Source organism: Aeromonas sp. INTO2 (assembly GCF_049860605.1).
In the GTDB taxonomy this organism is placed as follows: domain Bacteria; phylum Pseudomonadota; class Gammaproteobacteria; order Enterobacterales; family Aeromonadaceae; genus Aeromonas; species Aeromonas caviae.
This window is the reverse complement of record NZ_CP187588.1, coordinates 1388929-1406513: the sequence shown is the minus strand read 5'-3', so window position 1 is coordinate 1406513 and position 17585 is coordinate 1388929. Positions and strand designations below refer to the sequence as shown.

The following is a 17585-nucleotide window of genomic DNA, read 5'->3' as shown; positions in this document are numbered from 1 at the left end:
ATTCCTTATTTGCCGAGCGTCTCTGGACGCTGCCAGCTGGTGACATAACCGGGGTGTTCGACCCCTTCGCAGATCGGGCCGACGGCCAGGGCATCACGGGTGTCGAGCATCACCGCCACCTCGTCGGTGAAGGTCTTGGCATGAGCCAGTCCCGCCGCAAAGGCCTTGGGATGGGGACCATGGGTGAAGCCGGCAGGGTGGAAGGTGACCATGCCCCGCTTGATGTTGTCCCGGCTGAAGAAGTCCCCGGCGTGGTAGAAGAGCACTTCGTCGAAGTCGTCGTTGCTGTGGTAGAAGGGCACCCGCAGGGCGCCTGGGTCACTCTCGATGGGACGCGGCACGAAGGTGCAGACCACGAACCGGCTCGCCACGAAGGTGGAGTGAGCCGAGGGAGGCAGGTGGTAGCGGTGGCTCATCAGCGGGCGGATATCCCGCCAGTTGAGGCGCACCACGCACAAGTCCCCGTGCCACCCTTGTGCATCCAGCGGGTTGAACGGCCAGGTGACGACCGAGACCTGATCGTGGCGCTTGATCTGCAGCGACCAGGGGTTTTCATCCTGCTGGGCCAGGAAGCGCTCGTTGATGGCGGGCACGTCCAGGGCCGCCGGATCGAAGATGGCGTGATTGCCCACCAGTCCCTTGTCCGGCAGCTGATAACTGTCTTCCGTCGCCTCTATCATCAGGATGAAGAGGGGCGCGGTGGGCTCGATGCGCCACATGGTGCCACGGGGGATCACCACATAGTCGCCATCTCTCAAGATGAGGTGCCCGTAGTCGCAGTAGAACTCGCCTCCCCCCTCGTGAATGAACAGGAGCTCGTCGCCATCGGCGTTTCGCACCAGAAACGGCATGGGCTCATGCAGGCGCCAGATGCGGTAGCGGCAGTGGGGGTTGCTGAGAATATCCGGCATCACCCAGGGGGAGAGGGAGCTCACCTCCTCCTGCAGATCGTTCAAGTCAAACGCCCGTGGCCGAAGCGGCCCTTCCCAGTTGACCCAGTCGGTGGGAGCATGCTTGTGGTGCATGTGGGTGGCCGGACCGAAGAAGCCCGAGCGCCCCAGCTCGCGCTCATAGATGGCCTGCTCCGGCAGATCGGCATGGGCCTGGCGGGAGTGGGTTCCCTCCCGATGGGGGAAGCTTATCCAGTTACGCATCGCTCGGTTCTCCGTTTTTCTGGCCCTGCGCGGCACTGTTCACCTCCCCTTGCGTGGATCCGTCCAGCACGCCACGGCGGATCTGATCCAGCTCGATGGATTCGAACAGTGCCTGGAAGTTGCCCTCACCAAAGCCCTCGTTGCCCTTGCGCTGGATGATCTCGAAGAACACGGGCCCGATCACGGTGTCGGTGAAGATCTGCAGCAGGATGCCGTCCTTCGTCGGCGAGCCGTCGATGAGGATGCGCAGCTCTTTGAGCGCGGCCAGATCCTCCTGATGACCCACGACCCGGCTGTCCACCTTCTCGTAGTAGGTGTCCGGCGTCGGCATGAAGCCGGTTCCCCGCCCTCTGAGCGTGCGGATGGTGTGATAGATGTCGGCAGAGGCGAGCGCGATGTGCTGGATCCCCTCCCCCTTGTACTGGCGCAGGTACTCCTCTATCTGGGACTTGTCGTCCGCCGACTCGTTGATGGGAATGCGAATTTTGCCGCAGGGGGCCGTCATGGCGCGCGAGTGCAGTCCGGTCAGCTTGCCCTCGATGTCGAAGTAGCGGATTTCCCGGAAGTTGCCGATCCGCTCGTAGAAATTCGACCAGAGGTTCATGTTGCCACGATGGACGTTGTGGGTCAGGTGGTCGATCTCATATAGCCCCGCGTCCACCTCGGCCATGCGGGCCTGCCAGTCGGTGTAGAAGATAAAGTCCACGTCATAGATGGAGCCCCGCTCGCCATAGCGATCGACAAAGGAGAGGGTACTCTCGCCGATGCCGTAGATGGCGGGGATGTTGAGTTCCATGGGGCCGATTTTGCCCACAAACGGCTTGGCCCCCTGGCCAATGGCGTACTGCTGGGCACGGCCGGCATCGCTCACCCGAAACGCCATGCCGCACACGCTCGGACCATGGGCCCGCGCAAACTCCTCCGCCTGGGAGTGGGGCTCGGCATTGACCACGAAGTTGATGTCCCCCTGGCGATAGAGCCAGCACTGCTTGTGCCTGTGCTTGGCCACTTCGGCAAAGCCCAGTGAGACGAACAACGCCTTGAGGGCCGCAATGCCCTTGAGATCCGGCGCCGTGTACTCGACGAACTCAAACCCGTCGGTGCCAAGGGGGTTGATGGTGTGAGTACGGGAAGAAGGGGTGGTCATGATGCGCTCCTTGCGATGAACTGATAACGAAACGGTTCACGCCGCAAGGGCTCGACAGGCAGCCCGCACGGCATTGTTAACAACTTGTTTCATTAGAGTGGCGAGCGCAGGGAATGAGAAGGGGCGGCTTTCAGATAGTTTGGCGGGGATCCGCGCCAAAAAATGTAAATGAAATGTGACATAGCAGCCCCAACCTTGCACTGCGCTCGTTAGCGTCCCGCAAGGCTGTCAGCTTTGCCTTACAGCGACCAATAACGGGGTTCGATATGGGGCAGCACCGCCCTCGCCTTTAGCAATCGAGTCCTTTGCGGGTTGATGAGCCAGGCCTGCGCCCCCAACGCCAGCAGGGGCAGATCGTGCAGGCTGTCACTCAGGGTGAGTGCGGCCTCCAGGGTCAGGAGCTCGGGCAGCAGCTTGTGCCTGCCATGGCAATAGAAGCGCGGCACCAAGCCGCCGAAACGGTAACCCATCCGCGAGCCGATGATGCGGTGAGGGAGCCTTGGCAGTTGACGATGGAGCTGGGCACGGACCAGGGCGCGGGGACTGGCGGAGATGACCCAGCAGCGGTGCCCCTCCCCCGTCAGGAGGGCTCGCGCCTCCCGATACAGACCGGGCCGGGTCAGGCTGTACTGCCGTACCAGGGCGCGCCAGGCCAGGGGGGATAGCCCGAGGGTGATGGCCCACCAGATGAGTGCAATGCCGCGACTGCGCTGACCTGGCAGCAGATAGATCACGGCACCGAACGCCATCAGTGGCCACAGCAGCAGCGGCCAGATACGGCGGCGCAAGATGAAACGCAGCAACCCCGCATGGCTGTCATCCGGCGCCAGGGTGTCATCGAAGTCGGCCAGGATCCAGCCACGGGCTGGGACTCTCGCGGTTGCAGCGCTCATTCGGTGATCTCTGCGATGGCGGCATGCAACTCGGGCAGGAGGAACAGCGCCCCCTCATCGGGCGGACAAACGAGATCGAAGCTCTCACCTGCCAGGGTGAAGGCGAGGCGCCAGGCGTGCAGATAACCGCGATCCGCCGCCGTGCCGCCGTAACGCTCATCTCCGAGGATGGCGGCTCCCACGCTCTTCAAGGCCACCCGGATCTGGTGGGTCTTGCCGGTCCGGGGCTTGATGCGATAAAGGCGCAGCCCCTCGCGCACCGAAACGGAGTCGAACCAGCTGATGGCCGGGTTATCCTGGGTGCGGCTCAGCATCCAGCTGCCGCCTCGCCCTTTTTCCATGTCCCCCTTCACCCAGCCCTGCTTCTTCTTCGGCTTGCGATCGGAGAGTGCCAGATACTGCTTGCTCACTTCCCGCGCCGCGAAAGCCATGCTGAGGGCGCGATTCGCTTCGGCGGTGCGGGCCAGCAGCACCAGCCCAGAGGTCATCTTGTCCAGTCGATGGACCGGATAGAGGTCAAGACCGGTATCCATTCTGACCCGATTGACGAGACCCGGCTCGCCGGCATCATCGTGCATGCCAATGCCCGGACGCTTGTTGATCACCATGAAATCTTTGTGCTGCAATAGTATCCGGTACATGTATAACCCTTTAGAATGTTACTTGTTAACAACTTGAATGCAGGCCTGCAGGCCATCTTCATGGACCCTCAGCACAAGAATCGCACGAATGAAAAAATGCCTGTTTTGGCTGTTGTTGCTTGGCATCACTTGCTTCTCGCCCCTCCAGGCCAGTGAACGGACACGTGATCTGCCGGAGAAGGTGGTATTGCAGTTGCGCTGGCTGCATCAGCCCCAGTTTGTGGGCTATCACATGGCCAAGGCCAAGGGGTATTACGCCGACGCCGGTCTGGATGTCGAGATAAGGCCAGGTGGCAAGGGAATAAGTCCGGTTCAGGAGGTGCTGGCCGGACGCGCCGACTTTGGCGTCGGCAACACCGAGGTGCTGACCCACTACGCCCAGGGCAAGCCACTGCTGGCGCTGGCCAGCGTCTACCAGCACTCTCCCTCCATCTTCCTGGCACGCCGCGACAGCGGCATTCTCACCGTTGCGGACATGCGTGGCAAACGGATCATGATGTTTCCGGGTCATCAGGATGCCGAACTGCTGGCCACCCTCTACTATCAGGGGCTTCACGAGCGCCAGCTCATCCCGGTACCCACTTCGGTCAACATCGACGATCTGATCGCTGGCCGGATAGACATCTTCAACGCCTATCTGAGCAATGAGCCCTTCTATCTGGAAGAGCGCGGCATCTCGGTGTCCGTCATCAACCCTCGCAACTACGGCATCGATTTCTACAGCGACATTCTCTTCACCACCCAGGCGCAGGAGCGGCTCAATCCGGAGCGGGTGGCACGTTTTCGTGCAGCCAGCCTCAAGGGATGGCGCTATGCCCTCACCCACCCCGAGGAAGCCATCGCCCTGCTGCGCACGGAGTATGGCGTCAACCGCAGCCAGGCCCACATGGAATACGAGTTGCAGATGAGCAAGGAGATGATCCAGCCGCTCTATGTGGAGATCGGGTATATGAATCCGGATCGCTTCGCTCACATCATGCGGCAGCTGGTGGAGATAGGCCTCCTTGCCAAACCGGTCTCCCTGACCCGTTTCCTCTATCAGGTCCCCTCAGAACAGTGGATCTTCTGGCGTCCATGGTTCCTGCTGAGCCTGGGTGTTGGTGGTCTCATCCTGCTGCTCTCCCTCTATCTTCTGATGAGCAACAAGCGGCTCAACCAGGAAGTGGCCCTGCGCAAGCAGCGAGAGCAGGAGATACTGCAACTGGCCCGCCTCGATCCCCTTACCGGGCTGCCCAATCGACTGAGCCTGATGGAGCAGTTGAAACACCAGGTGCAAAGCGACAATCCGGGCTGCCTGCTGTTTTGCGATCTCAATGACTTCAAGCGCATCAACGACAACTTCGGCCACAGCCAGGGGGATGCCATCCTCTGCCAGCTGGCCCGACGGATCCACGGCGCCATCGGCCACCAGTGCTATTTTGCCCGCTTGGCGGGGGATGAGTTCATCCTGCTGCTGCCGGGCTACGATATCCGTCAGGCAGAGGAGGTCACCGCCGTGATCCGCCAGGCCATGCAGGCCCCCTTCGTGGTCAATGACCAGCCGATGCAGGTGGGCATCAGCATCGGCGTCAGCCACTACCAGCATGACTGGAGCCCGGAGCAGTGGCTCATCCAGGCCGACAGGGCCATGTATTGTGACAAAGGTGGCCGCGTCATCACGCTGGCGGAGCAGTCCGGCTGACTGGCTCATCTCCCGGCACACACAGCCGATACCCCCATGAAACCAATAAACAGGAAGGCCACCCCAGGGGTGGCCTTCCTGCATTGCATGAGTCTGACCGCTCTTACCCGAAGGTCTGCCCCAGGGATTTGAGCTGGCGAGCCTTGGTGAGCAGGATGTCGCTCGAGGCGTCCATGTCCTGCATCTTGTTGCTGTTGGTGTGGGAGTGCTGGGAGATGGCGTTGACGTTGCGGCTGATGTCCTCCACCACCGCCTGCTGCTCCTCTGCCGCCGTCGAGATCTGGGCCGAGAGGTCCACCACCCGTTCTATTTCCGCCAGCACCTGATGCAGGCTCTCTGATCCCTGGCGGGTCAGGGTCACGCAGGATTGGGTCTGTTGCAGGTTCTGCTGCATCATGCCCTTCCAGCCGTTCAGGGTACGCTGGATCTGGCCTATGCTGCTCTGGATCTGCTCGGTCGCCTTGTGGGTGCGCGTGGAGAGGGTTCGCACCTCGTCCGCCACCACCGCAAAGCCTCGCCCCTGCTCCCCTGCCCGCGCCGCCTCGATGGCGGCGTTGAGCGCCAGCAGATTGGTCTGATCCGCAATGCCCTGGATCTCGCTCATCAGCACACCGATGCGGTCCGACTCCTCCGCCAGTGCCACGGCGGCCGTGAAGGCATGCTCTGCCTGGGTGGCCAGCTCCGTCACCCTGTGCTGGGTATCTTCCAGCTGTTGATCGGTATTTTGGCAGTGCGCCTTGGCCTGGGCTATCTGGTTATCCGTCTCAAGGATATTGCGGGCAATCTCGTGGGCTGTCGCCGCCATCTCGGTGATGGCCGTCGCCACCTGCTGGGTCTGGACATCCTGTTCGGCGATGTCGGCGCTTGCCTCGCTGGAGGCTGTTTTCAGATGCACCGCGAGATCCTGCAGGGAGAGGGTCGCATCGTCCACTCGTCCAAGGACGGTGCGGATCCTGGCCTGCAACAGCTTGATGTGGAAGTCTGCAATGGCACTGGCATCCTCCCCCGAATAGATGAGCCGGGTCAGGCTGTCATATTCGTCCGCGAGCTGTCGCAGATAACGGGGGGTAGTGATGAGGGTGTCACGATAGATCAGGGCCAGCCACAAGAGAGGCAACAGGGTGAACAACGGCCCCCAGGGCCCCATCAGATAGCCCCCCCCCGCCAGCATCAGCAAGACACCGACGATGGCCAGCCCGTGGCGCATCGGGCGCAGGCTCAATCCGCCCTTTCGCTCCCCCCGCTCCACGCTCTTCAATCTGGCATAGGTGCGCCCGGCCACGGCTTTCATCTCCGGCGCGGCGCGACTGCGGACCGACTGGTAGCCATTGATCCGCCCCTGCTCGAAGATAGGGGTGACATAGGCATCCACCCAATAGTAACGCCCATCCTTGCAGCGGTTTTTCACCATGCCGCGCCAGGGTTTGCCCTGCTTGAGCTTGCCCCAGAGGTCAGCAAAGGCAGCCTTGGGCATGTCCGGGTGGCGAACCATGTTGTGGTGCTGGCCGATGAGCTCAGCCCGGCTGTACCCCGCTACCCGGCAGAAGTGATCATTGGCGTAGGTGATCACACCCTGCAGGTCCGTAGTGGAGACCAGCTGTTCATTGGCAGGAAAATCCACCTCTTCGTCGATGAGATGAACCTGGCTTTTCTTCATGGCGCACACCCCTTGTTTGATCACCCACTGAGCGTAGCCAAACGCCTACGGGCAAGCAACGCAGAGACCCAGTCGGGGAGGATGGCTGAGACACAATTTGCATCCTGTTTGACGCCGCGCAAGATTATGACCCCAAAAGACCAGGTTTGGCCAAAAAACACTCGGCATTTTCCCAGGTTCACCTCTCTCCCACACGATGCATCACACCAAAAAATGGTTCCAACGAGTCTGTGTTACTGGTGTTACCAGGGGCCCGTCAGGGGAGAGCACACTTGATACGACCTTGGACCTAAGCATAATTGACGTTAACGTAAACGTAGTGTGAGATGATGCCATTCACCCTACACATCCAGCAGACACGCACCCCATGAAAGGAGTCACCATGTCCAACCTCTCCCCCTCGGCCGGCAAGCGTTTTCGCACGGCCCTGGCCAACGAAAAGCCCCTGCAGATAGTCGGCACCATCAATGCCTACATGGCGCTGATGGCCGAGCGCAGCGGCTTCCAGGCCCTCTATCTCTCCGGCGCCGGGGTGGCGAACGCCTCCTATGGCCTGCCGGATCTCGGCATGACTTCCATGAATGACGTGCTCATCGATGCCGAACGCATCACTGCCGCCACCCAGGTGCCACTCCTGGTGGACATCGACACCGGCTGGGGGGGCGCCTTCAACATCGCCCGCACCATCCGCGCCTTCGAGCGCGGCGGTGTGGCCGCCGTCCACATGGAAGATCAGGTGGCCCAGAAGCGTTGCGGCCACAGGCCCAACAAGGCCGTGGTCAGCGTCACCGAGATGGTGGACAGGATCAAGGCGGCGGTGGATGCCCGCCAGGACGAGAGTTTCGTCATCATGGCCCGCACCGACGCCCTGGCGGTGGAAGGGCTGGGCTCGGCCCTGGAGCGCGCCGCCGCCTATGTGGAGGCGGGCGCCGACATGATCTTCGCCGAAGCGGTCACCGAGCTCGAGCAGTACGACCGTTTCAGGCAGGCGGCCGGGATGCCGATCCTCGCCAACATGACCGAGTTCGGCAAGACCGAGCTGTTTGACAAGGAGGCGCTCGCCTTGCATGGCGTCGACATGGTGCTCTACCCCCTGAGCGCCGCCCGCGCCGCCAACCAGGCCGCCCTCAACGTCTATCAGACGCTTCGCCGCGACGGCCACCAGCGCGCCGTGGTCGACACCATGCAGACCCGGGAGTCCCTCTACGATTTTCTCGGTTACCACCACTACGAGCAGACCCTGGACAGGCTGTTCACCCAGGATCTTTCGACCAAGGAATAAGACGGCGACCGGCCGCCTTATGCTGGCGGCTGGCGCATCAACGGACTGAATGAGGAAACATGTGATGAGCGCCCTGCCCGAAACCACCGGCTTCAAACCGAAGAAATCCGTCGCCCTTTCCGGCACCGCCGCCGGCAATACCGCCCTGTGCACCGTGGGCCTCAGCGGCAACGATCTGCACTACCGTGGCTACGACATCCTGGACGTGGCCACCAGCTGCGAGTTTGAAGAGATAGCCCACCTGCTGGTGCACGGCCACCTGCCCAATGTGGCGGAGCTCGCCGCCTACAAGGCCAAGCTCAAGGCCCTGCGCGGCCTGCCCACCGGGGTCAGGACCGCCCTGGAGCAGTTGCCTCCCTCCGCCCACCCCATGGACGTGATGCGCACCGCCGTCTCCGTGCTGGGGTGCCTGTCGCCGGAGAAGGACGATCACAACCACCCGGGCGCCCGGGACATCGCCGACAAGCTGATGGCCTGTCTCGGCTCCGTGTTGCTCTACTGGTACCACTTCAGTCACAACGGTAAACGCATCCATGTGGAGACCGACGACGACTCCATCGGCGGCCACTTCCTGCACCTGCTGCACGGGCACAAGCCACGCGACTCCTGGGTTCGCGCCATGCACACCTCTCTCATCCTCTACGCCGAGCACGAGTTCAACGCCTCCACCTTCACCGGCCGCGTCATCGCCGGCACCGGCTCGGACATGTACTCCTGCATCACGGGAGCCATCGGTGCCCTGCGCGGGCCAAAGCACGGGGGCGCCAACGAGGTGGCTTTCGAGATCCAGAAGCGCTACGAGAACCCGGACGAGGCGGAGGCCGACATTCGCGCCCGCATCGAGAAGAAGGAGGTGGTCATCGGCTTCGGCCACCCGGTCTACACCGTCTCCGATCCCCGCAACAAGGTGATCAAGGAGGTGGCGCGCGAGCTCAGCCAGGAGCAGCACAACACCAAGATGTTCGACATCGCCGAGCGGCTGGAGTCCACCATGTGGGAGGCCAAGAAGATGTTCCCGAACCTCGACTGGTTCAGCGCCGTCAGCTACCACATGATGGGGGTGCCCACCGCCATGTTCACCCCGCTGTTCGTCATCGCCCGCACCTCAGGCTGGTCGGCCCATGTCATCGAGCAGCGCATCGACGGCAAGATCATCCGCCCGAGCGCCAACTACGTCGGCCCGGAGGATCTCCAGTTCGTGCCGCTCAAGGAGCGCAAGTGATGATCAACACGCAATATCGCAAGCCCCTGCCCGGCACACAGCTTGACTACTTCGACGCCCGGGAGGCGGTCAACGCCATCGCCCCCGGCGCCTGGGACAGGCTCTCCTACACCGCCCGCGTCCACGCCGAGAACCTGGTTCGCAAATGCGATCCGACCATCCTCGGCGAGTGCCTCGGCCAGATAGTCCATGGCAAGCGCGATCGCGACTTTCCCTGGTTCCCGGCGCGGGTGGTGTGTCACGACATCCTGGGGCAGACCGCCCTGGTGGACCTCGCGGGCCTTCGCGACGCCATCGCCGAGCAGGGGGGCGATCCCGCCCAGGTGAACCCGGTCGTGCCGGTGCAGCTCATCGTCGACCATTCCCTGGCCGTTGAATGTGGCGGCTTTGACCCCCAGGCATTCGAGAAGAACCGCGCCATCGAGGATCGGCGCAACGAGGATCGCTTCCACTTCATCGACTGGACCAAGCAGGCGTTCAAGAACATCGAGGTGATCCCGCCTGGCAACGGCATCATGCACCAGATCAACCTGGAGAAGATGTCCCCTGTCATCCACGCCGATCGCGGTTTGGCCTACCCGGATACCTGCGTCGGCACCGACAGCCACACCCCCCACGTGGATGCCCTCGGCGTCATCGCGGTGGGGGTGGGCGGGCTGGAAGCCGAGAACGTGATGCTGGGACGCGCCTCCTGGATGCGGCTGCCTTCGATCGTCGGCGTGGAGCTCTCCGGCAAGCCGCAACCCGGCATCACCGCCACGGATCTGGTGCTGTCGCTCACCGAATTCCTGCGCCAGCAGAAGGTAGTCGGCGCCTACCTGGAGTTTCGTGGGGAGGGGGCCGCCGCCCTCACCCTCGGCGATCGGGCCACCATCTCCAACATGGCGCCGGAGTATGGCGCTACCGCGGCCATGTTCTTCATCGACCAGCAGACCCTCGACTACCTCAAGCTCACCGGCCGTGACGACGAGCAGGTCAGACTGGTGGAAACCTATGCCAGGGAGGCCGGTCTCTGGGCCGATGCCCTGGCGGGCGCCCAGTACGAGCGGGTGCTGCACTTTGACTTGTCGAGCGTGGTGCGCACCCTGGCTGGCCCCTCCAACCCCCATCGCCGCCTGCCGGTATCGGCATTGGCCGAGCGCGGAATCGCGGTGGACCTGGACAAGGCTCGTGCCCAGGAGGCTGACGGCCTCTTGCCCGATGGCGCCGTCATCATCGCCGCCATCACCAGTTGCACCAACACCAGCAACCCGCGCAACGTGATTGCCGCAGGCCTGTTGGCCCGCAACGCCAACCGGCTCGGCCTGATGCGCAAGCCCTGGGTCAAATCCTCCCTCGCCCCCGGCTCCAAGACGGTCGCGCTTTACCTGAAAGAGGCGGGGCTGATGGATGAGCTGGCACAGCTCGGCTTCGGCGTCGTGGCGTTTGCCTGCACCACCTGCAACGGCATGTCCGGCGCGCTGGATCCCGCCATCCAGCAGGAGATCATCGAGCGGGATCTCTACGCCACGGCGGTGCTGTCCGGCAACCGCAACTTCGATGGCCGCATCCACCCCTATGCCAAGCAGGCGTTCCTCGCCTCCCCGCCCCTGGTGGTGGCCTACGCCATCGCAGGCACCATCCGCTTCGACATCGAGAAAGATGTGCTGGGGGTAGTTAACGGCAAGGAAGTGCGCCTCAAAGACATCTGGCCGAGCGACGAGGAGATCGACGCCGTGGTTCGCACGGCGGTCAAACCGTCCCAGTTCCGCCAGGTCTATATCCCCATGTTCACCATAGAGGAAGACCAGGGCCCGAAAGTGGCGCCCCTGTACGACTGGCGTGCGCAGAGCACCTATATCCGTCGCCCGCCTTACTGGGAGGGGGCACTGGCGGGCGAGCGCACCCTGCGTTGCATGCGGCCCCTGGCGCTGTTGCCGGACAACATCACCACAGACCACCTCTCCCCTTCCAACGCCATCCTGCCGGGCAGCGCGGCGGGGGAATACCTGGCGAAGATGGGCCTGCCGGAGGAGGACTTCAACTCCTACGCCACCCACCGCGGCGATCACCTGACCGCCCAGCGCGCCACCTTCGCCAACCCCCAGCTGGTCAACGAGATGGCGGTGGTGAACGGCGTGGTGCAGAAGGGGTCCCTCGCCCGCGTCGAGCCGGACGGCAAGGTGATGCGGATGTGGGAAGCCATCGAGACCTACATGGCGCGCAAGCAGCCCCTCATCATCGTGGCCGGTGCCGACTACGGTCAGGGCTCGTCCCGTGACTGGGCGGCCAAGGGGGTGCGCCTTGCCGGGGTGGAGGTGATCGCAGCGGAAGGCTTCGAGCGCATTCACCGCACCAACCTCATCGGTATGGGGGTGCTGCCGCTCGAGTTCAAACCGGGCACCACCCGCCTCACGCTGGGCCTCGATGGCACCGAGACCTATGACGTGGTGGGGGAGCGCCAGCCGCGCACCGATCTCACTCTGGTGATCCGCCGTCGCAGCGGCGAAGTGATCCAGGTGCCCATGACCTGCCGCCTCGACACCGCCGAGGAGGTCTCGGTCTATGAGGCGGGCGGCGTGCTGCAACGCTTCGCCCAGGATTTCCTGGCGTCGACCGCGCAAAAGGCCGCAAGCTAAATCGCAACCCCGCTCCGCACCTTTGAAAAAGGGGAAGGCATAAAGCACCCTCTCTCTTTGGGAGAGGGTTGGGTGAGGGAACATGCGTCTCCCTCGCCCGACTCCCCCTTCGGGCACCTTCTCTCCAGCAGAGAAGCTTCTTTCACCCTTTTTTGGACGATTTCTATGGCCCACCAACCACAAGTCAAAATCCCGGCCACCTACCTTCGCGGCGGCACCAGCAAGGGGGTCTTCTTTCGCTTATCTGACCTGCCCGAGCGCTGCCAGCAGCCGGGCCCGGCACGGGATGCCTTCTTCCTGCGGGTCATCGGCAGCCCCGACCCCTACGGCGCCCACATGGACGGTATGGGGGGGCCACCTCCTCCACAGCCAAGTGCGTGATCCTCTCCAAAAGCCAGCAACCCGATCACGATGTGGACTACCTCTACGGCCAGGTCGCCATCGACAAGGCATTCGTGGACTGGAGCGGCAACTGCGGCAACCTCTCCACCGGCGCCGGGGCCTTCGCCATCCACGCCGGCCTGGTGGACCCGTCCCGCATCCCGGAGCACGGCACCTGCGAGGTGCGCATCTGGCAGGCCAATATCGGCAAGACCATCCTCGCCCACGTGCCGGTGACGAACGGCCAGGTGCAGGAGACAGGCGATTTCGAGCTGGACGGGGTCACCTTCCCCGCCGCCGAGATCGTGCTGGAGTTTCTCGACCCGTCCGACGAGGGTGAAGACGGCGGCGCCCTCTTCCCCACCGGCAATCTGGTGGACGATCTGGAGGTACCCGCGTCTGTTGTAAAGAGCGGCGTACTGAAAGCCACCCTGCTCAGCGCCGGCATCCCCACGGTGTTCGTCAACGCCGAGGACATCGGTTATGAGGGCACCGAGCTGCGCGAGCAGATAAACACGGACCCCGAGGCCTTGGCACGCTTCGAGGCAATCCGGGTTGCCGGTGCCCTGCGCATGGGGCTCATCAAGCGCCCCGAAGAGGCGGCCACTCGCCAGCACACCCCGAAAATTGCCTTCGTCGCACCCGCCAAGGATTACCGTACCGCCAGCGGCAAGGAGATTATTGCCGGCGAGATCGATCTGCTGGTGCGGGCCCTCTCCATGGGCAAGCTGCACCACGCCATGATGGGCACCTGCGCCGTGGCCATCGGCACGGCGGCGGCCATTCCCGGCACCCTCGTCAATCTGGCCGCCGGGGGCGGCGAGCGCGAAGCGGTGCGCTTTGGTCACCCCTCCGGCACCCTGAGAGTCGGAGCCCAGGCAGAGCAGGTAGCGGGACAGTGGACGGTCACCAAGGCGGTGATGTCCCGCTCCGCCCGCATCCTGATGGAAGGCTGGGTGCGGGTCCCTGGAGATGCCTTCTAGCCCGCTGCGGCATCACACCGACCAGGCCAGCCAGACGAAAAGAGCCCCAAGGCGACTGCCTCAGGGCTCTTTCTTGGATGTTTCAGGCTGTGGAAATCACATCATCATTGTGGTCTTGCCACACACTCCACCTTTCTTGGCACATTGTGCTTCGCGTCCCCGCCGATGAGCCGCTTGACCTGCCCGGGTGGGCAGCGACCGTCATCCACATAGGCGGTCTCCCCAAGGGGCAGCCTGCCTGGGGGCGGATCCTGACTCAGATAGGTGACGGGAATGGGCGCAGGCGCAAACCCACTGCACCCCGACATCAGGAGTGCGCCGCACCACAGAGCCAGCATGCCTCCCCTCTTTCCTGCAACCGCCATCGCTCACTCCCTGCCTCTGTCGGGGCACCGACCCGGCGCCCCTCGTTTCGGCAGTCTACCCAGGGATGGCGCCGGGCCGACACCCGTCTCCGGCGCCGTTGTGACGATTCCAGACACAGGCAAAAATATCGGCTTTTCACGGCTTCGACCCGTAGTAGTGGGTCAGCAGGGCATCGGCCTCGTCCACGGAGATCGCCATCTGCGGCCAGCGCACGGCCTTCTCCCTGATGTCCCGCAGGCTCCCCAGCTCCGGGCGCAGTGCGCTGCCGAGGTGGCGGTTCAGGGCATCAAAGCGGGCGATCACCCCCTGTCGGCTGAAGTGCCCGGGCGCCAGATCCAGCCGATAGCCCTGAAACAGCCACTGGAGTCCCTGATAGACGGCGGGGTGGTAGACGCTGTGGTGATCCTCCTCCTCGAAGTAGCGGCTGGTGACGTTCAGGTTTGCGCCGGGCGCTGCCACCACCTGCCGGGCAAACTGCTGCAGGCGATCCCGGTGAAACGCCGAGCGCCCGAATCCCGGGGTGAAGGGGTTGTTGGCCACCGCCATGAACAGCGAGGAGGCGTGCTTGAGCGGCCCGGTCAACTCCGACGCGATGCGCTCGTAATTGCGGGGGTAATCGAACCAGAGGCTGGCGTCGATGGCGATCACTCCCTGGAACTGGCCGCCGTCTTGCGCCTGTGCATCGAGCGCCAGCAGGCCGCCGAGGGAGTGGCCCACCAGCAGGGCTGGCGCCTGGGTCCGAAACCTCTCCTCGATGAGGGGGCGCAGCTCCTCACTCAGATAGCGCAGGAATCGGGGCCCGCCCCCCGTCACGGCATAGCCGGGCCCCGCCGGTGACCCATTGGGCAAGGTCATGGTGTGGCTCGGGGTGTAATCCCGCATCCGGTCGGTGTTGTGGACCGCGACGATGATGAGGGGGGGGATAGCAGGATTGAGCCCGGCCCGCAGGGCCCGGGTGATGCCGACAACCTCCAGCAGACTCTTCTCCCCGTCGAGCAGATAGAGCACGGGGAACCGAGCCCCGGGCTCGCGTTCATATTCCCGGGGCAGGGAGACGCTGTATTGCCGCGTCTCCCCCAGCAGGGCCGAATGGTGGGTGAAGCGCTGGGCGTAGTGGAGCATGTCTGCCTGGGCAGAAGAGAGTGTGATCATGGTGAGCAGCAGGGTGATGAGTCTTGTCATGAGATGAACCAGGATTGTGTCGCCAGCCTTGGGGATCCCCCGTAGGGCGGCGCACAGAGACGACAACAGGGCCCGCAGGCCCTGCTGTCGTCGGTCGTTACAGCTTGTAGGTGAAGCCTGCCATCAGGTTCGCCGGCTCGCCGTACATGTTGAAGGTGCTGGTGGAGCCGACCCGGTAGAAGTACTCCCGGTCGAGCAGGTTGTAGAGGTTCAGGGTCGCCTGCATCTTGTCGTTGATCTCGTAACGCACCGCCGCATCGAACAGGGCATAGCCCCCCTGATGGGTCTCGACCCCCTTCTGGTTGAAGCCGTAGTCGCTCACCGCCGTCATGCCTGCCCCGAGGTGCAGCCCCTGCACCCAGTCGGCCAGGTGGTAGTCGGTCCAGAGTGAGAGGGCGTGACGGGGGATGGTGTCGAATTTCGGGTTGTGATCCCCGGCCTTCTCCTCGATGTCGGTGAAGGTATAGCCGGTCATCACCATCCAGTTCTGGCTGAGATAGCCGCTCGCCTCCAGCTCCACCCCTTGCGTCTCCACCTTGCCGGTAGCCCAGTAGGTGTTGGTGATGGCAATGCCCTGATCGTCGTAGGCCTGGGCCGCGATGTTGTCGTCCTTCATCAGGAAGAGGGTCGCCCGGGTGTTGAGCAGGCCGTCACGCAGCGAGGACTTGATGCCGGTTTCCCACTGGCTGCCCTCCCGGGGCTTGAGCAGGTTGCCGCTCTCGTCCTGGCTGGTCTGGGGCTTGAACACCTTGGAGTAGCTGGCATACCAGGCGTGTTCGTCGCTCAGGTCATAGACGACCCCCGCGTAGGGGGTGAGCTTGCCGTTGAACGCACTGGACTCGCCGCTCTGGGCTCCGGAACTCAGGGTCGTGCTGACGGCATCCAGATCGTACCAGGAGACGCGGGCCCCGGTGATCACCGCCAGCGGCTCCATCAGCCGCCAGGTCACCTTGCCATACAGACCGAGCTCCGACTGCTCCTCATGGTCATTCTTGGTGTAGCTGTAGTCCGGCTTGGCGACCCGGGTCGGGTCGAAATCGAACACATTGATCTTGCCGAGGTTGCGGTTGGTGTAGGTCTGGATGTCCGACTCGTAGAGCTTGTAGTCGGAGCCCAGCACAAACTCGCTCTTGTGCCCCAACAGATCGAACATCTGACTGTAGTTGGCATCGAAGGCCATGTTCTTCTGCTGGTTCCCCTGGCCGTTGAACATCAGCCCGGTGTTGCCCGCCGCGTCCACGGGGCCGTTGGTGAAGGTCTGCTCCAGCCGCATGTCGTGATCCATGTAGCGGGCCGAGACCTGACCCACCCCGCCGTTGGCAAAGGCGTGTTGCAGCGAGGCCCCCACATCCGTGGTGTCGGCGTCGAAGAAGTCTTCAGCCGACCCCAGGTAGGTGCTGCGGCCGATGTCGAGCAGGGAGCCGTCCTTGTACGCCGGCAGGCCGTTGGTGGGCAGGATGTCCTTGGTCTGGTGCAGGGCGTAGACGGAGAGGCGGGTGCGATCCGAGAGATCGAACTCCAGGGTGCCGTAGTAGGTACCGTTGTCGTTGTTGTTGTAGTCCACCTGGTTCTTGATGTCGGCGTTGGCCACCACGACGCGACCGCGCAGGGAACCCTCGTCGTTGAGTGCGCCCCCCATGTCCGCCTCCAGGTAATGCCTGTCCCAGCTGCCATAGCGCGCCGTGACCGAGCCCTTGAAGGCGTCGGTCGGACGCTTGAGCACCATGTTGATCACGCCCCCCAGCTCGCTGGTGCTGTTGAAGAGGCCGGAGGGGCCCCGCATGATCTCCACCCGATCCACCGCCGCCAGCGACGGCAGGGTGCCGTACTTGCTCTGCATGGGCGATGGCAGGCCGTTGAGGTTCACCTCGTCGTACTCATAGCCGCGGGAGAAGATGGAGGAGCGACCGCTGTCATTGACCAGGGTGCGCAGACCCGGCGTGAACTTGGCCAGATCGTCAACCGCCACGAAGTTGCGCTCCTCGATGTAGTCGTTGGTCAACACGGTGATCGACTGGGGGATGTCTTTGAGGGCCGCCGGCGTCTTGGTGCCGACGGTGGCCGAGTCGACCCCATAGCCTCCCGTCTCCTCCGACGGCGACATCCCGTAGAGTGGATTGCCATAGACGACCAGGGTTTCGTCCGGCTTGATGTCCGGTGTGTGTGCCCCTGCCGGGGCGGCAAAGGTGACGGCCAGAGCGGCAGAGATGGCCAGAGCCAGCGGGCTTCGCGCTTTATCCTTCAAGACAACCATAGTAAGAGTGACCTCAAGATAGAGATGATAATCATTTTCATTTGATTTTCCGGGGGCTAATATATCACTCCATCTTCCGCCGCAGTTTTGCGGTGTGGTCATTTCACTCTTCGACATGGTCAAA

12 protein-coding genes and 1 pseudogene are annotated in these 17585 nt (G+C 63.3%); 5 read left to right on the top strand and 8 right to left on the bottom strand.

Annotated elements, in window-relative coordinates; all coding sequences use genetic code 11:
• Positions 1-5 precede the first annotated feature (5 nt).
• The 4 genes from ACPW74_RS06650 to ACPW74_RS06635 all read right to left on the bottom strand — a co-directional run bounded on the left by ACPW74_RS06650 (position 6) and on the right by ACPW74_RS06635 (position 3835).
• Positions 6-1154, bottom strand: coding sequence for a homogentisate 1,2-dioxygenase (locus ACPW74_RS06650; protein ID WP_266141963.1), 1149 nt, complete (start codon positions 1152-1154; stop codon positions 6-8).
• The gene (gene hppD, locus ACPW74_RS06645) at positions 1147-2301 is read right to left on the bottom strand and encodes a 4-hydroxyphenylpyruvate dioxygenase (RefSeq protein WP_279981460.1); all 1155 of its coding nucleotides are present in this window, start codon (positions 2299-2301) and stop codon (positions 1147-1149) included. The genes ACPW74_RS06650 and hppD overlap by 8 nt, the downstream gene beginning before the upstream one ends.
• A gap of 239 nt (positions 2302-2540) precedes the next feature.
• Positions 2541-3194 (bottom strand): HAD family hydrolase, encoded by a 654-nt coding sequence (locus tag ACPW74_RS06640; protein ID WP_279981461.1) that lies wholly within the window; start codon positions 3192-3194, stop codon positions 2541-2543.
• On the bottom strand, positions 3191-3835 hold the full coding sequence (locus ACPW74_RS06635; protein WP_201920746.1) for a TIGR01621 family pseudouridine synthase: 645 nt from the start codon (positions 3833-3835) through the stop codon (positions 3191-3193). Before ACPW74_RS06635 ends, ACPW74_RS06640 begins: the two co-directional genes overlap by 4 nt.
• 88 nt (positions 3836-3923) lie before the next feature.
• Here ACPW74_RS06635 and ACPW74_RS06630 point away from each other — a divergent pair, with 88 nt between their 5' ends.
• Positions 3924-5516 (top strand): GGDEF domain-containing protein, encoded by a 1593-nt coding sequence (locus tag ACPW74_RS06630; protein ID WP_104453066.1) that lies wholly within the window; start codon positions 3924-3926, stop codon positions 5514-5516.
• 103 nt (positions 5517-5619) lie between these two features.
• On the opposite strand, the gene ACPW74_RS06625 is transcribed toward ACPW74_RS06630, so the two are convergent.
• Positions 5620-7173, bottom strand: a complete 1554-nt coding sequence (locus tag ACPW74_RS06625; RefSeq protein ID WP_214005645.1) for a methyl-accepting chemotaxis protein — start codon at positions 7171-7173, stop codon at positions 5620-5622.
• Between the two features lie 382 nt (positions 7174-7555).
• On the opposite strand from ACPW74_RS06625, the gene prpB reads away from it, so the two are divergent.
• The 4 genes and pseudogenes from prpB to prpF all read left to right on the top strand — a co-directional run bounded on the left by prpB (position 7556) and on the right by prpF (position 13659).
• Positions 7556-8455: a methylisocitrate lyase gene (prpB, locus tag ACPW74_RS06620; protein WP_279981462.1), complete on the top strand. Its 900-nt coding sequence runs from the start codon at positions 7556-7558 to the stop codon at positions 8453-8455.
• Between the two features lie 64 nt (positions 8456-8519).
• Positions 8520-9677, top strand: a complete 1158-nt coding sequence (prpC, locus tag ACPW74_RS06615; RefSeq protein WP_010675128.1) for a bifunctional 2-methylcitrate synthase/citrate synthase — start codon at positions 8520-8522, stop codon at positions 9675-9677.
• Entirely contained in the window at positions 9677-12295 is a 2619-nt protein-coding gene (acnD, locus tag ACPW74_RS06610) for a Fe/S-dependent 2-methylisocitrate dehydratase AcnD (protein ID WP_279981463.1), read from the top strand. The genes prpC and acnD overlap by 1 nt, the downstream gene beginning before the upstream one ends.
• A gap of 165 nt (positions 12296-12460) precedes the next feature.
• Positions 12461-13659: pseudogene (gene prpF / locus ACPW74_RS06605) on the top strand (2-methylaconitate cis-trans isomerase PrpF).
• A 104-nt stretch (positions 13660-13763) separates the two neighbouring features.
• Here the strand turns inward: prpF and ACPW74_RS06600 are convergent.
• The 3 genes from ACPW74_RS06600 to ACPW74_RS06590 all read right to left on the bottom strand — a co-directional run bounded on the left by ACPW74_RS06600 (position 13764) and on the right by ACPW74_RS06590 (position 17461).
• Positions 13764-13997 carry a DUF6719 family protein gene (locus ACPW74_RS06600; RefSeq protein WP_102983837.1) on the bottom strand — a complete coding sequence of 78 codons (234 nt, stop codon included), beginning with the start codon at positions 13995-13997 and terminating at the stop codon, positions 13764-13766.
• 163 nt (positions 13998-14160) lie between these two features.
• Positions 14161-15207, bottom strand: coding sequence for an alpha/beta hydrolase (locus tag ACPW74_RS06595; protein ID WP_279981465.1), 1047 nt, complete (start codon positions 15205-15207; stop codon positions 14161-14163).
• Positions 15208-15304: 97 nt separating this feature from the next.
• Positions 15305-17461: a TonB-dependent siderophore receptor gene (locus tag ACPW74_RS06590; RefSeq protein ID WP_425858760.1), complete on the bottom strand. Its 2157-nt coding sequence runs from the start codon at positions 17459-17461 to the stop codon at positions 15305-15307.
• Positions 17462-17585: the final 124 nt, after the last annotated feature.